Here is a 14,436-nt window from a genome sequence, read left to right as displayed (position 1 = left end):
CTCCTTGTTAAAATTGATTCATAATTTTATGCCAGATATTTGAAAAAACGCTAGGTTTTTTTTCTTTTGGCTCTTTAAAATCTAATTGTTCTTGTATTGCAATTGTATCATTTTCTTGCAAATTTTCATCAAAAAAATCAGATTTTATTTCACTTTCTGCATCTTTTTGCAAAACAATATCTTGTTTAATTTGACGATTAAAATTTTCAATTTCCCCTTTATATCTTAATTTTTCATTAGAATCAAGTTCATAAGGCGTAAAATACCCCGCTCCATATAAACAAAGTCCTATAGCACAAGTATTTTCAGGATCATTAAAAATTTCACTAAAACCAGTAATCAAATCTTTTCTTGCAGTAGCCAGTCTAACTGAGCGATTATCAAATGTTGCAGGAGCAAGCTCATCGATACCTGCTAACTTAGTCATTCCGCCTGTTAAAACAACTCCACCGCCTATAGCATTGGCATGACGATTATCACTTAAGATTTTTGCCAAAATCATCAAAGTTTCTTCCGCTCTTGCATAAATTACGTTTGAAATAATATCCAAAGAAACTTCATTAACCTTTCTTTCATCACCCATTGAAGGAATTTGTATAAGGGTATTAGGCTGTTGTGAAAGAGCTGCATAATTAAGCTTGATTTTTTCTGCTTCTTTTAAAGGTGTATGCAATGCCATTGATAAATCTTGGGTGATATTAATCGAGCCAATTTGCAAACAATCATTGTATCTAATTGAATTTCCAGTATGAACAACCATATCACAAATCGCTCCACCCATATCAATCAAAACAGCACCTAATTCCTTTTCGCTATCATCTAAACAAGCTATAGCTGAAGCATATCCTGAAAGAACTATATTATCCACTCTTAAATCAGCTAATTCAACCGCTTTCTTAAGATTTTTAATATGAGATTCTTGTGAAATCACTATATGGGTTGAAACTTCTAAACGATTGCCACTCATTCCCAAAGGATCATCAACATGTTCAAGATCATTAACCTTAAAATTATAAGGCAAAACATGGATAATTTCATAACCACTTGGTAGATTGGCAGTATGCTTAGCTGTACTTACAGCACGATGGATTTCTTTAATGCCTATTTCATGATTTGGAATATTAACAACACCTATGCTATCAACGCTTTTAGTATAAGCACCTGATATAGACACCACAACCTTATCATAATGAACTCCACTCATCATCTCAGCACTTCTAACAGCTTCTTCAATAGATTTAGAAGCAAGCTCTATATTGGTAATGGCACCTTTTTTAACCCCGTTGGTTTTCGACTTGGAAAAACCAATAATTTTTAATCCATCTTCATCTTTTTGAGCAATAATGGCACAAGTCTGGGTTGAGCCTAAGTCAATTCCTAATATATTCAAAATCAATTCCCTTTATAATAAATTTTTATTGGATATATCTTTTTAAGTTCATCAATAAGTTCTTGCTTAAGCTCATTTGCTTTTAAATTTTGCAAATTTTGCTCAAGCATAGTTTTGTATTGTTCAAATTTATCGGAGTTCATATCTAATTTTTGTTTATTTATTTTATATAATATTGCTTTATTGTCGTTAATGACCACATAAGAAGTATTTTGATCAGCATTAAATACATTCATTAAAAAATAAGCAAATTCAGAATCATTTAATATCTTATCACTAAGCTTTACACTCTCGCGAGAACTATCTCGACTTACAAAGCCTATATCATCGCCTTTAAAATTTACTAAACTATTTTTGGCTTTTTCTTCTAAATTTTTTCTAGCTTGTTCGCCTAAATACATAGGTAAAACTTCTTCTCTAGCTTCTTCAAAAGTTTTATTTCTTATAGGATCTACTTTATTTAGTTTAACTATGATATATCCGTTATTATAAGGTGCTGGTCGTAAAACATCTCCATTTTTAGCTTTATTCAAAAGATCAATTGGATAATAAACATCAGATTCACTAATATTTTGATCTTTTTGAAAATTATCTTTCCCATTTTTTAAATCTAAAAATTTAGCATTAGCCACATTCTTTAGTTGCATTAAGGCGTAATCTTTAGCAACTTCATTTTTAGCAGACTGAAAATCCATCACTTTACCTGCAAAATCTTTATATTTTAGTTTATTTTCATCTTGATTGTAAAATTTTTCTAATTCTTTGTCGTCAATTTTCTCATTGCTAACTGGCAAAAAATAAGTTGAAATTTCATATATTTTTTTAGTTTTATAATCTTCTTTATGTTCATTCCAAAGCTTTTTTAAATCCTCTTCATTAATCTTAATATTTTTTTTGTCATAATCAATTTTTGCAATACTTAAAGCATCTTGCATAAAATAACTAGAAGCTAACATTTTTAATTCCTCATCTTTGCTAGGAATATTAAAAATTTGATTAAGTTTATCGGTAATTACTTCATTTGCAAGTTGTGTTTCATAATCTTTTGGAGTTAAATTATTGGCATTTAAAAGTTCATAATAAATTGTTTTGTTAAAATCCCCTGTAGAATCTTGAAATTCTCTAGTATTTGCAAGTTTTTGTAAAATTTCATTCTCGTTTATGCCAATACCCAAATCTTTAGCAAAATTTAACAAAAGCTTATCTTCAACAAGAGAACTTAAAGCTATATTTTTAATGCCTAGTTGCTCAGCATTTTCTGGAGTTAAAGCACCATTGCTAATTTGATTATAATAACTTAAAATCTGTCTATATCTAGTATCAAATTCGCTAAAACCTATCTTTTCATTTCCTACAGTTGCAACACTCGAACTTCTATTGAGATTAAAATCATAAGCACCCCAACCTAAAAAGCCAGCGCCAACAAAAGCTATAGTACTAACCCATATAGTAACAACAAGATATTTTTTGTGATGTTGCATCCAAGTAAGCATATCATTCCTTGATTAAATTTAAACTAGATATTGTATCGTAGAAGTGTTTAAGTGGAGTTTAATTATAAAATTTTTACCAAAAAATATTTGTTCTTTAAATTTTATGATTTTTACAATGAAATTTAGTTATAATTATAGTTTATAAAAATTTATTAGGATTGATTTTGGAAATTCCTCATATCCCAGTTTTGCTTAATGAAGTTCAAGAGATTTTTAAAAATCTTAAAACAGGTTATTTTTTAGACTGCACTTTAGGATTTGGCGGACATAGTGAAGCTTTGCTTAAAAATCATCCTGATCTTAAATTCATTGCTTGTGATCAAGATCAACAAGCTTTAGAATTTTCTAAAAAACGTCTTAAAGATTTTCACAATAGGATAACTTTTATACAAAGTAATTTTAGTGAAGTTTTAGAAAAAATTTCACATAAAGAAGAATTAAGAGGCATTTTAGCAGACATTGGAGTTTCTTCATTTCAACTCGATAATAACGAAAGAGGTTTTAGTGTAAATTCTGACTTTTTGGATATGAGAATGAATCAAAACTCCAAAATATCGGCTTATGAGATTATTAATACTTATACAAAAGAGCAATTAACTTCCATTTTTAAAGATTATGGAGAATTGCACGATGCACATTTTATTGCTGAAAAAATTTGCCTAGAAAGAAGTAAAAATCCAATCAAAAGCGCCAAGGAACTTTATCAAATCATAGGAAAAGGCAAACAAAATCATAGAAAAATTTCCAAAGCCACTTTAGCATTTCAAGCCATTAGAATAGAAGTAAATCAAGAACTTAAAGTGCTTAAAGATTTTCTTGGGCATTTAGAAAATTTAAAACCAAAAAATTGCATTTTAGCAATCATTAGTTTTCATTCTTTGGAAGATAGAATAGTAAAAAATTTTTTCAAAAAATGGTCAAAAAACTGCATTTGTGATGAAAAAATAATGCGTTGCGAATGTGGAAATAACCATAGCCTAGGGCAAATAATAACCAAAAAAGCTATAAGTGCAAGCAAGGAAGAACTTTTAAAAAATTCTCGCTCTAGTTGTGCTAAAATGCGGGCTTTTTATTTTAATAATTTGGACAATAAATAATGCTAGAAGATGATTTTATAAAAGAACGCCAAAACATACGCCAAAAAATGCTGAAATTTTCTCGCGCCATAAATCAAGGCAAACCGCTTGATGATGACTTAAGAAATGAAATTTCTAGCGATGATATTTTAAGACGTCGTTTTAAAAAAAAGACTCCTAATAAATTCTTAGAAGAACTCGATGAAGAGTATGAGTCAAAACATACTAAAAAATCAAATATATATTTAAAAGAAGATCTGATCAATGTTAAATTAGAAGAAAAGCAATCTCTTGCTAAAAAAATTTTTTCCAAAATGAAAGAAAGAAAAAAAGAAGAAAATAAAAAAACTAAAAAAATTTTTTCATTTGGAAGAAAAAAAATAAACGAGATAAAAAATATTCAAACTAAACCAAAAATTCAAACAAAAAATGATCAAAATCCTATCCAAGATAAAAAGGAAAAAAAAGAATCTATAAAATCTATAGAAAAAATTCAAAAAACTGAACCTAAAATACAAAACTCCCAAACTATAGAAAAACAACCCGATATTAAACAAAGTTTGGAAAATTTACAAAAAAAGATAACACCACAAGAAAATAAACAAGAACTTCCAAAACCATCTAATCAAGCCCAAGAAAAACAACAAAATGATGAAGATGCTCAAAAGGCAAAAAATGTTTTATTAGAAGGCTTCTCTAATGCCACCAAAGAAGATAGAAACCTAAATTTCAATCATCTTCTTTTTGCAGCTTTACTTGTTAGTTTTGCGTTATTTTTATTTGCTCCACAAATTTATATTAGAAATCAAATTTATTATCTTAGTAGAGAAATTGCTACATTAAGAACAGAAGAAAGCGTTTTAAACGAAGAAAATAAAGATTTAAAAAGAAGGCTTGAAAATATGCGATTCCAAAATCAAATTTTAGACTATTTAGAATGAATAATCTTATCTAAAACATACTGCTCTAAATTTGCTTTTGGAATTTCCTCTTTTAAGGCTTCCTTATAAATTTCACCTGCCATTATAGAGTATTTTTCATAAGCAAAATAAGGGAAATGCAAAGCCCAGGCTTTTTGTATTATTTTTTTTGAGATTATTTTACGAGTATAAACTTTAAAAATATCATATCCTATAAATACACAAGCAGTAACCATAACAGCACTCACTATGCTTATATGAAAGTCAAGTTTTGTTAAAAAATAATGAGTAATTAAAAGCAATGGCAACAAAACCACAGCACAAAAAACACCAAAATAAATATAAGAATTTAGAATTTTGAAATTAAAATTTAGCTTAGAAGGATCTACAAGCATACCGTCATTAAAAAGTGCATTTGCCTCTAATAAATCCTTCACTAAAACAGGTTGTTCTGATACTTTAAATAAAAAACGAAGGCTAAATTCTTTAAATTTTTTCATAATCCATGCTTTATTTTTTAATTAAAATTTTATCTAAACAAAATTAATTTTTACTAAATATAAACCTCTTTCAATTGCTTATTAATTCTTCTGTAATTCTAGCGATTTCTAATTCTTCATCTGTAGGAATAACAAGCACTTTAACTTTAGAATTTGCATGATTTATCATTCTTTCGCCCGAAATCCTTTGTTTGTTAAGTTCAAAATCTAACTCGATACCAAGATGAGCTAATCTCTCGCATACTTTTTGTCGAACCAAACTATCATTTTCTCCTATACCACCTGTAAAAATAATAGCATCGGTTTTTGGCAACACAGCAAAGTAGGATCCTATATATTTAACAAGACGATAACAAAACATATCAAGAGCCAAGCGTGCTTTATCATTACCTTGTTCTATCTCTCTTTCTATATCTCTAAAATCATTATAACCGCAAATTCCATATACTCCACTTTTTTTATTCATCAGTGTATCTATTTCTTCTATAGTTAAACCCTTAAGATGACTAATAAAAGGTAAAATAGCAGGGTCTAAATCTCCACAACGCGTTCCCATAATAAGTCCTTCAAGTGGAGTAAAGCCCATAGAAGTATCCATACTCTTACCTTTTTCTATAGCACATACACTTGCACCATTTCCAAGATGAGCAGAGATGACATTTAATTCATTTTGATCTTTTTGAAGAAATTTCGCCGCTCTAGAACTAACATAAGCATGAGAAGTCCCATGAAAACCATATCTTCTAATATTATGCTTATCATAAAAATCATAAGGCAAAGCATACATATAAGCAAAATCAGGCATAGTGCGATGAAAAGCTGTATCAAAAATAGCTGCATTAGCAACACTAGGTGCAGCTTTGATCATTGTTTTTATACCTGCTAAATGGGCAGGATTATGCAAAGGAGCAAAAATACTAACCCTATCTATTTCTTTAAGAACATAGTCATCTACTAAACAATGCTCACTTAAATTTCTTCCCCCGTGAACTATACGATGACCACAGCCATCAAGAGCATTTAAATCTGCTAAAATTCCTGATTCTTTAAAAAGTTCATTGACTATACTAAGTCCTTCTTCGTGATTATTTATTGTTAATTCTCTTTCAAAACTTTCATTATTTAAAACATTTTTTAATACAACCTTTGAATTTTGCTCTCCAATTTTTTCTACTAAGCCACTCGCTTTAACGACTTTATTATCAAAAAATTTAAATTTAATCGATGAAGAACCTGAATTTAAAACTAAAATTTTCATTTATCATTCCTTTCTATTGAGCTTGTATTGCACTTAAAATTACAGTATCTACAATATCATCTACCAAACATCCACGACTTAAATCATTAACAGGTTTTTTAAGACCTTGCAAAATAGGACCGATTGCTAAAGCATTAGCAGTTCTTTGAACTGCTTTGTAACAAATATTTGCTGCATTAAGATCAGGAAAAATATATACATTTGCATGGCCTGCTATCTTAGAATTTGGCATTTTCTTTGCTGCAGTCTTTGGATCATAAGCGCAATCAAACTGCATAGGACCATCTATATTTAACTCAGGGTATTTTTCTTTGGCAATCTTTAATGCTTCTTTTACAAGATCTACGCTTTCTCCCTTACCACTATCACCACTAGAATAAGAAAGCAAAGCTATTTTTGGTTCAAGTCCAAAAGATTTAGCAGTCATAGCACTTACATAAGCACTAGTTGCAAGCTGTTCAGCAGTTGGACTTGGATTTACAGCACAATCAGCAAAAGCTAAAACTTGATCTTCAAGCCCCATAAAGAAAATTCCCGAAACAGAACTAATACCTTCTTTGGTTTTAATAAGCTGTAATGCAGGGCGAATCGTTTCAGCCGTAGTAGTTGATGCTCCACTAACCATAGCATCAGCTTTTCCAGTATGTATAAGCAAAGTTCCAAAATAAGTTTTATCCTGAACTAGCATCTTAGCCTCTTCTAAACTCATTCCTTTAGATTTTCTTGCCTCGTAAAGAATGGAAGTAAATTCTTGATTATATTCTGAATTGAGCGGATTTATAATTTTTATAGTGCTTAAATCAAGACTTAATCTAGCAGCATCTTGTTTGATTTTTTCCTCATCACCCAATAAAATAAGATCAACAACTTTACTTTTTAATAAAATTTCAGCAGCTTTTAAAATTCTCTCATCATTACTTTCTGGCAAAACAACAGTTTTTTTATTTTTTACGCTTTGTTTAATCAATTCATATTTAAAACGATGCGGAGTTATAAAATCATACTCTTCAAGCTTTTGCACTTCTTCAAAATTAAAATTTTCATTAATCAAAACATAATTACGACCATCTAGGGCATGATCGAAATATTTTTGAGCTATAAGTTTATCTTCATCATTAATAATAGCAGCGATAGGGGTATTAAGATTTTTAGCCAATTTTATACTAAGATCAAATCCATCAAGTATTCCAAATTCGCAAAAGCTATTTACAAGCACAAAATCGTATTTGCGTTTTAACTCTTCATATTCTTCTAAAATAACATTAAAAAAATTATGAGGATCTTTGCTAAATTCCTCCATTGCCTCTCTAAAGGTAAAACCATAAGCGCTTTTTACAGTTTGATTGATATTAAATTCTTCCAACCAACCTTGCAAAACAGGGACGCGATGTATGTATATTACAGGGCAATAAATTGCGATATTTTTGTAAATTTTGCTATAATTTTTAAGCAAATTTGTACTAATAATAGTATTTAACTCATCACTTCTAGATCTCATCAAATAAAGATTTGCCATCATTTTCTCCTTAAATTTATAAATGTGGAACACTCTTTGCTTTTTCTAATTTTAACAAAGAAAAATAAAAATTCATATTTTAAAGGACGAAAATGAAAAAAGTTTTATTTTATGTGTTACCGTTTGCATTTTTTGGTTGTTCTGCAACGGTTGATCCGCAAATTTCAATGAAACCACCTGCTTATGTAGAAGAACTTGCACCAAAACAAAGTAATAATGTAGAAAGTGCACCAGGATCACTTTTTGGCAAAGGGGATAATCCTTTATTTTCAGATAAAAAAGCTATGAATGTAAATGATTTAGTTACAGTTGTTATACAAGAAAGTACCACTCAAAGCACACAAGCTAATAAAGCAACAAGTAGAACTAATACCTCAAATTTAGGCGGAGGTGCTTTAACAGGAAGTTCAGGAGTGGTAGCTAATGCTCTTAATAAAGTCAATGCTTATTCTAATATAGGCTTTCAAACCAATAGTTCAAACAAGTACACAGGAACAGGCTCACAAAGCAGAAATGAAAGTTTCAATACTACAATTTCAACGCGTGTAATTAAAATTTTATCGAATGGTAATTATTTTATTGAAGGCTCAAGAGAGCTTTTAATCAACGGAGAGAAACAAATCATACAATTAAGCGGTGTTATTCGTCCTTATGACATCGGTCAAGACAATACTATAGATAGTAAATATATAGCAGATGCTAAAATTCTTTATAAAACAGAAGGTGAAGTGGATAGAAGCACAAGAAAACCTTGGGGTAGCAAAGTTATAGAAGCGATATGGCCATTCTAAAAGCAAGGTTAAACCTTGCTTCTTGGCTTTTATTCTTTTACAGACCTACTTTTAACCTCATCTTCAACTTCAGCTAAAAATCTATCTACAAGTTCACTTTCTTTTAATTTAGCTACAACTTCACCATGTCTTATAACAAGTCCTTGATTTTTCCCAAAGGCTATAGCCACATCAGCGCCCTTAGCTTCACCTAAAGCATTTACTACACAACCCATGACACTGATATTTAAAGGTTCTTTTATATGCTTGGTTTTTTCTTCTACGATTTTAATCGCGCTTAACAAATCACTTTGAATCCTACCGCAAGTTGGACATGAGATGATATTTACTCCACTTTTTTGCACTCCACTATCTTGCAAAATCGCTCTTGCTACACGAATTTCCTCTTCAAGCTCACCCGTCATAGAAACACGCATAGTATCGCCTATACCTTTAAGAAGTAAATTTCCTAAAGCTATAGAACTTTTTACAGTGCTATGAAATTTAGTTCCTGCTTCAGTTACCCCTAAGTGAAAAGGATAATCACAAAGCGGTCTTAATCTCTCATAAGCTTCTATAGTTTTTTGAGCATCTGAAGTCTTCATGGAAATTTTAATATCAAAAAAGTCTAAATCCTCTAAAAGCTTGATATTATACATCGCACTTTCTAGCATAGCATCGACACCATAGCCAAATTTATCGCTAAATTGTTTTTCTATGGAGCCGTGGTTTACACCGATGCGTATAGGGATACCCCGTTCTTTACATGCTTTTACCACTTCTTTGATATTTTCTTTAGAGCCTATATTGCCAGGATTTATACGCACTCCATCGATAAATTCAGTACAATATACAGCCAAATTATGATTAAAATGAATATCTACGATTAAAGGCAAAGGACTTTTAGCTTTAATCTCTTTTAAAGCCCTTGCATCGGCCATATCCAAGCACGCCAAACGCACTATATTTGCTCCTGCAAAATAAAGACGATTAATTTGCTCTAAAGAACCTTCTATATCTCTTGTCTTAGTAAAAAGCATAGATTGAACTGAAATGGGTGCATCACCGCCTATTAAAACATCTCCTACTTTGATTTGTCTGGTTTTAAATCTTTTATACTCCATAACTTCACTCTTTGAAAAATTTTAATATCAAATTTTAACTTTTTATTGCTTTAATTAAAGTTTATTTTTGATAATATATTTAAATTTCATAATATTTAAATATTTATGAATTATATATAAATTAAATACAATTAAAAGAGGTTATATGCAAAATCTTTTACTCTATATAAAAAATAACCTAACTCCAACCCTAGCTCAAATTCTTTTACAAGCTTTAAAAAATTCGAATAATGAAAAATTTTTTACCTTTGTTTTGGAAAATATTGAAACAATTTGCACTTGGCTCAATTCTAGCGAATTTAAGAATAGATATTTATCAATAAAACATCCTTATCCACCTTTAATCAATCCTAATTTTATAGAAATAGATGCTAGTCGACATTGTGCAGAATTAGCTTGGGATTTAAATTTACCCCTACCTAAACACTATAAATTTATCTATATTTCTCCACATGGCGTTGGAGCAGCAGCATTTTTAAGATACCTTAATCAATGTTGCGATGTAACTTGTTTTGCCTCCTGGGTTTTACCGCCTGATGCCAAAGAAAGATATTGTCTTAATTACATGTGTCTAAATGACAATACGATTACTCAATATGCTATTAATATATCAGAAATTAATCTACCTTATTTTGATAAATATCTATCTTTATTGGATTTTAACTCTAAAATTATTTGCGGAGTTCGCGATCCAATAGGAATTTTAAAGCATAACTGGGGAAGAGATTGGAATAAAGTTTCAAGAAACTATCCCTCTGAATTTAATCTAACTTATGATTGGCGTTATTATATTGACTATCTTGCTCATCAAAATCATAAAATTAAAATCGATATAAACGAACTACAACAAGGAGTTTTTATCATCTCTTATTTATTAAAATATTTTAACAAAGACAAAGTATACTATCTTGATATGGAAGAAATCCGTCAATCAAAGGCCTACGATACTATGAATTTACTTGCTATGAATTTTAATTTTACCCCCCCCCATAAAGATAAATTAGATTTATTTAAAATTAAAGAATTTAGAGGTTATATTCGCTATCTTTTTCCTATTACACTTTATGCAAATTCTAAAGATATTAATAACACCTTTTATCTTAATACTCCTAAAAATAATAAAAATGTCAATATTGATAAAACTTCTAGCATTCCCATAATTTTAGACAGAAAACATATCAATCATGAAAAAATAGACATAATACAAGAAATTATAAAAAACGACCTATGTAATGATATGGGTGTATATATTGATAAAAATGATTTTAAGCAATTAGAACAAAACAATCTTTTATTTTCAACAATTAAACATTATTTGTATGATTTTTTATATCAAATTAAAATAACCATAGATGAAACAGAATCAAAAATGATGAAAGAAAAAGATGTAATAGATTATTTTATAAAAAATAAATCACTTATTTACACTTTTTTTAATATATTTGAAAATGAACTAAATCATTTAAAACAAACACATCCTCATATTATTGATTCTTGGAAATATTATAAAGAATTTGAAAAGATATACAAAGATAAATAATTATCTTACTTACACAAAATCAATAGGATCAATATCTGCACTTACATTTTTAAATTGTAAAATATAATTTTCAATTGCCACTAAAACTTTATGATTTTCACTTCTAAGTAATAAATAAAAACGATATTTTCCATGTAGCATTTCAACTCCACAAATTCCATAGCCCACCAATTCTACCTGTTTGATATTTTTAAATTGATAGGCAAGTTTTTCGCAGAGCTTTTGTGAGGATTGCTGATCTTTATCTTCTATAAGAACTCTTAAAAGGCGTTTAAATGGAGGATAAAGATCTTTTCTATTTTCTAACTCATCTTTCAAAAAAGCATCATAATCCTCTATATACCTTTCAAAAAAAGCTCTATTTTTTGTTTGCAAAAGTACTCTTGCTTCGCCTTTACGCCCTGCTCTACCAGCAACTTGCATAGCTAAAGCTAAAGTTTCTTCACTCGCTCTAAAACTAGGACGCAACAAATACTCATCAAGCCCTAAAATCACACTCAAATCCACACTATGATAATCATGGCCTTTAGCAAGCATAGAGGTGCCAATAAGTATATCGATCTTATTTTCATTAAAGTCTTTTAAAATAGTATTAAGCTTTTTAACGCTTGTGATTTCATCGCTATCAAATTTTGCTATTTTTGCTAAAGGCAAAGTATTTTGCAAAAGCTCTAAAAGTTCAGCAGTCCCCATTTTTCTAGCTTCTAACATTTCTCCTTTGCAACTTGGACAATTTTGCTCTATTAAAGAAGTATAATTACAATAATGACATTTTAAAACATTTTTCTTTTTATGCATACTCATAGCAATAGAACAAAAAGGACATTTTATCGTTTCCCCACAATCCTTGCAAATGATTTGCCTAAAATTAGCCCTTGTAGGTAAAAACACTATAGCTTGTTTTTGATGTTTTAAACTTTTTTCTAATTCACTTAAAAGCATAGGCGTTATACCAAGCTCATTTTCATCATATAAAAAATGCTTTTTACTCTCAAAAAAAGTTCCTTTTAGTCTAAAACTTTTTTGTTTGTAAAAACTCGTTAAAGATGGGGTTGCAGAACCTAAAACCACTTTAATATTATTTTTTTGACCCAAAAAAAGTGCTAAATCTCTTGCATTGATAAAAGGCTGATTAGAAGCCTTATAAGAATTATCATGTTCTTCATCTACTACAATAAGTCCTAAATTTCTAAAAGGCAAAAACAAAGCCGATCTTGCACCCGCTACTAAAAGCACTTCTCCCTTGCAAAAACGCTCTAAATATTCTTGCTTTTTTTTCTTTGAAATTTTAGAATGCCACAAGAAAAAATTATCCTTAAAATACACCTCCAAACGCTTTTGCATTTGTGGAGTGAGTGCGATTTCTGGCATCAAAAGCAAAGCTTGTTTACCTTGTTCCAAACACTCTTTTATCAAAGAAATATAAATTTCGGTCTTTCCACTACCTGTATCAGCAAAAAGCAAAGAATTATTTTCTTTTTGAAGAAAACTTAAGGCATTTTGTTGTTGATTGCTTAGCTTAGGGGTATCTTTAAAAAACATTTTTTGACATTCATACTTAGGACTAGTTTCAAAAAATCCCAAAACAAAACCAAGTTTTGAAGCATAATAATAAACAATAAAATTTACCAATTCAAACTGCAAAGGAGTTAGAAAATACCCTGTAATTTCTTTAATTTCTACGGTTTTAAAATCAGGTTTTTGACATTCTTTAAGCACGATAGCTTTAAGGTTTTTTTTAGTTTTTAAATCCACTAATACTTGTGTTAAAGGTTTGATTTCATCAAAACTATGAAAAGTTAAATTATCCAAATACAAACCACAAATTGCAAGTTCATAATATCTTATATCAAATCTTTGCATCTAGAACTTCCTATACACTTTAACAAACCTTCTTTAGAATCATAAATAAATTCAATCATCTCTTTGGCGTTTAATGCAAATCTATAGTGATTTTTACCTATTTTTATCCAAGATTTAAAATCAGAATAAATAGGCGTATCAAGCAAAGAATAATCACAATCATTTAAACAATAAAAGAGTTTTTCTTTGGCTTGATTGTTTTGCGCATTATCTAAAATTTCTGGAAAATTTAAATTTTTAAGTCTCATTTGACTACGCATTAAAGCAAGAGCTGAGCTTAGCATTTCATAGTCCATTTTTAATTTTAAAATTTTAACCTCATCTTTTGTAGTATCGATAAAAGATAAAGATAAGCTTGATAAAATTCCCAAAATCAAAATCACAAAAACAAGCTCAAGCAAAGTAAAAGCTTTATTCATTTTGTCGGGAGTTCTTCATTGATTGCTTTTATTAGTTTCTTAAGTTCTCTTTCTAAAATATAATTTTCATAACTTTTTTTAACAAACGCATCTACAAAGCGTTTAAGTTCTATTTTTTTAGTACCGCCAGAAATCAAAGCGATATCATCTTCTAAAAAATTTGCAAATTCTTCACTGCACTTAACAATGAAATCTTTTGCATTGACATTAACAATGACTTGTTTTAGATTATCTGCCAAGAACAGCCTCTATTTTCTTATAAATATCTTCGCTTTCTATATTGCGAGATTTAAGTTCTTCTTCTAAACGCATGATTTGATTACTTTTTGCTTCATTTTGTGCTTTAACGCTTACAAGCTCATTTCTTAAAGCCTCATTGGCTTCGCAAACTTCGTTATATTTTTCAATTAATTCATTTACTTTATCTGTCATAGTATTGATTATTTTTTCATCAAACATATTTTTGCCTTCTTAAGAAATTTGTAATTTATGGAAAATATTATTTGATATTGTAGCAGAAAAAAATTTAAATTTAGGTTTTTATTGTCAATTAATTTTTAATTAAAG

General features: G+C 29.4%; 14 protein-coding genes. 4 read left to right on the top strand and 10 right to left on the bottom strand.

The genetic code is table 11. From position 1 onward, the window contains the following. Window positions 1-7 precede the first annotated feature (7 nt). Both ftsA and AJN60_RS00910 read right to left on the bottom strand, forming a co-directional pair. Window positions 8-1,396, bottom strand: coding sequence for a cell division protein FtsA (gene ftsA / locus AJN60_RS00915; RefSeq protein ID WP_079861540.1), 1,389 nt, complete (start codon window positions 1,394-1,396; stop codon window positions 8-10). Next, window positions 1,393-2,883 carry a peptidylprolyl isomerase gene (locus AJN60_RS00910; RefSeq protein ID WP_070285701.1) on the bottom strand — a complete coding sequence of 497 codons (1,491 nt, stop codon included), beginning with the start codon at window positions 2,881-2,883 and terminating at the stop codon, window positions 1,393-1,395. Before AJN60_RS00910 ends, ftsA begins: the two co-directional genes overlap by 4 nt. Before the next feature lie 158 nt (window positions 2,884-3,041). Between AJN60_RS00910 and rsmH the strand changes: the two genes are divergently transcribed. Beyond that, window positions 3,042-3,980 (top strand): 16S rRNA (cytosine(1402)-N(4))-methyltransferase RsmH, encoded by a 939-nt coding sequence (gene rsmH / locus AJN60_RS00905; RefSeq protein WP_079396835.1) that lies wholly within the window; start codon window positions 3,042-3,044, stop codon window positions 3,978-3,980. Then, on the top strand, window positions 3,980-4,900 hold the full coding sequence (locus tag AJN60_RS00900; protein WP_052949662.1) for a hypothetical protein: 921 nt from the start codon (window positions 3,980-3,982) through the stop codon (window positions 4,898-4,900). The genes rsmH and AJN60_RS00900 overlap by 1 nt, the downstream gene beginning before the upstream one ends. Here AJN60_RS00900 and AJN60_RS00895 read toward each other — a convergent pair. The 3 genes from AJN60_RS00895 to pta form a co-directional block, all read right to left on the bottom strand. Continuing rightward, window positions 4,888-5,379, bottom strand: coding sequence for a hypothetical protein (locus AJN60_RS00895; protein WP_002855147.1), 492 nt, complete (start codon window positions 5,377-5,379; stop codon window positions 4,888-4,890). The two genes, AJN60_RS00900 and AJN60_RS00895, sit on opposite strands and share 13 nt — an antisense overlap. A gap of 70 nt (window positions 5,380-5,449) precedes the next feature. After that, the gene (locus tag AJN60_RS00890) at window positions 5,450-6,637 is read right to left on the bottom strand and encodes an acetate kinase (RefSeq protein ID WP_070285700.1); all 1,188 of its coding nucleotides are present in this window, start codon (window positions 6,635-6,637) and stop codon (window positions 5,450-5,452) included. Window positions 6,638-6,650: 13 nt separating this feature from the next. Then, on the bottom strand, window positions 6,651-8,156 hold the full coding sequence (gene pta, locus AJN60_RS00885) for a phosphate acetyltransferase (RefSeq protein WP_079861541.1): 1,506 nt from the start codon (window positions 8,154-8,156) through the stop codon (window positions 6,651-6,653). 89 nt (window positions 8,157-8,245) lie between these two features. Between pta and flgH the strand changes: the two genes are divergently transcribed. Beyond that, window positions 8,246-8,944, top strand: coding sequence for a flagellar basal body L-ring protein FlgH (flgH, locus tag AJN60_RS00880; RefSeq protein WP_002861373.1), 699 nt, complete (start codon window positions 8,246-8,248; stop codon window positions 8,942-8,944). A 29-nt stretch (window positions 8,945-8,973) separates the two neighbouring features. On the opposite strand, the gene ispG is transcribed toward flgH, so the two are convergent. Then, window positions 8,974-10,047: a flavodoxin-dependent (E)-4-hydroxy-3-methylbut-2-enyl-diphosphate synthase gene (gene ispG / locus AJN60_RS00875; protein ID WP_070285698.1), complete on the bottom strand. Its 1,074-nt coding sequence runs from the start codon at window positions 10,045-10,047 to the stop codon at window positions 8,974-8,976. 145 nt (window positions 10,048-10,192) lie between these two features. Here ispG and AJN60_RS00870 point away from each other — a divergent pair, with 145 nt between their 5' ends. Then, on the top strand, window positions 10,193-11,587 hold the full coding sequence (locus AJN60_RS00870) for a DUF2972 domain-containing protein (protein WP_070285697.1): 1,395 nt from the start codon (window positions 10,193-10,195) through the stop codon (window positions 11,585-11,587). A 9-nt stretch (window positions 11,588-11,596) separates the two neighbouring features. Here the strand turns inward: AJN60_RS00870 and AJN60_RS00865 are convergent, their stop codons facing one another. The 4 genes from AJN60_RS00865 to AJN60_RS00850 are packed head-to-tail and all read right to left on the bottom strand — an operon-like array spanning window position 11,597 to window position 14,328. Then, window positions 11,597-13,450 (bottom strand): primosomal protein N', encoded by a 1,854-nt coding sequence (locus AJN60_RS00865; RefSeq protein ID WP_079861542.1) that lies wholly within the window; start codon window positions 13,448-13,450, stop codon window positions 11,597-11,599. Then, the gene (locus AJN60_RS00860; RefSeq protein ID WP_070285696.1) at window positions 13,432-13,869 is read right to left on the bottom strand and encodes a prepilin-type N-terminal cleavage/methylation domain-containing protein; all 438 of its coding nucleotides are present in this window, start codon (window positions 13,867-13,869) and stop codon (window positions 13,432-13,434) included. Before AJN60_RS00860 ends, AJN60_RS00865 begins: the two co-directional genes overlap by 19 nt. After that, complete coding sequence (locus tag AJN60_RS00855) at window positions 13,866-14,108, bottom strand: hypothetical protein (protein WP_002854947.1); 243 nt, start codon at window positions 14,106-14,108, stop codon at window positions 13,866-13,868. The genes AJN60_RS00860 and AJN60_RS00855 overlap by 4 nt, the downstream gene beginning before the upstream one ends. Further along, window positions 14,098-14,328: a hypothetical protein gene (locus AJN60_RS00850; RefSeq protein WP_002852327.1), complete on the bottom strand. Its 231-nt coding sequence runs from the start codon at window positions 14,326-14,328 to the stop codon at window positions 14,098-14,100. The genes AJN60_RS00855 and AJN60_RS00850 overlap by 11 nt, the downstream gene beginning before the upstream one ends. Window positions 14,329-14,436 lie beyond the last annotated feature (108 nt).

Source organism: Campylobacter sp. BCW_4323, assembly GCF_001763115.1.
Classification (GTDB): Bacteria; Campylobacterota; Campylobacteria; order Campylobacterales; family Campylobacteraceae; genus Campylobacter_D; species Campylobacter_D jejuni.
Note: the sequence above shows the minus strand (reverse complement) of the source record. Positions and strands in the feature narration are given on the sequence as shown.

Bases quoted from the DNA above. Each gene is read 5' to 3' on its own strand.
- pta (WP_079861541.1), bottom strand. From the start codon at position 8,156: ATGATGGCAAATCTTTATTTGATGAGATCTAGAAGTGATGAGTTAAAT.
- AJN60_RS00895 (WP_002855147.1), bottom strand. From the start codon at position 5,379: ATGAAAAAATTTAAAGAATTTAGCCTTCGTTTTTTATTTAAAGTATCA.
- AJN60_RS00870 (WP_070285697.1), top strand. From the start codon at position 10,193: ATGCAAAATCTTTTACTCTATATAAAAAATAACCTAACTCCAACCCTA.
- AJN60_RS00890 (WP_070285700.1), bottom strand. From the start codon at position 6,637: ATGAAAATTTTAGTTTTAAATTCAGGTTCTTCATCGATTAAATTTAAA.
- AJN60_RS00860 (WP_070285696.1), bottom strand. From the start codon at position 13,869: ATGAATAAAGCTTTTACTTTGCTTGAGCTTGTTTTTGTGATTTTGATT.
- AJN60_RS00865 (WP_079861542.1), bottom strand. From the start codon at position 13,450: ATGCAAAGATTTGATATAAGATATTATGAACTTGCAATTTGTGGTTTG.
- ispG (WP_070285698.1), bottom strand. From the start codon at position 10,047: ATGGAGTATAAAAGATTTAAAACCAGACAAATCAAAGTAGGAGATGTT.
- AJN60_RS00910 (WP_070285701.1), bottom strand. From the start codon at position 2,883: ATGCTTACTTGGATGCAACATCACAAAAAATATCTTGTTGTTACTATA.
- AJN60_RS00900 (WP_052949662.1), top strand. From the start codon at position 3,980: ATGCTAGAAGATGATTTTATAAAAGAACGCCAAAACATACGCCAAAAA.
- flgH (WP_002861373.1), top strand. From the start codon at position 8,246: ATGAAAAAAGTTTTATTTTATGTGTTACCGTTTGCATTTTTTGGTTGT.
- AJN60_RS00850 (WP_002852327.1), bottom strand. From the start codon at position 14,328: ATGTTTGATGAAAAAATAATCAATACTATGACAGATAAAGTAAATGAA.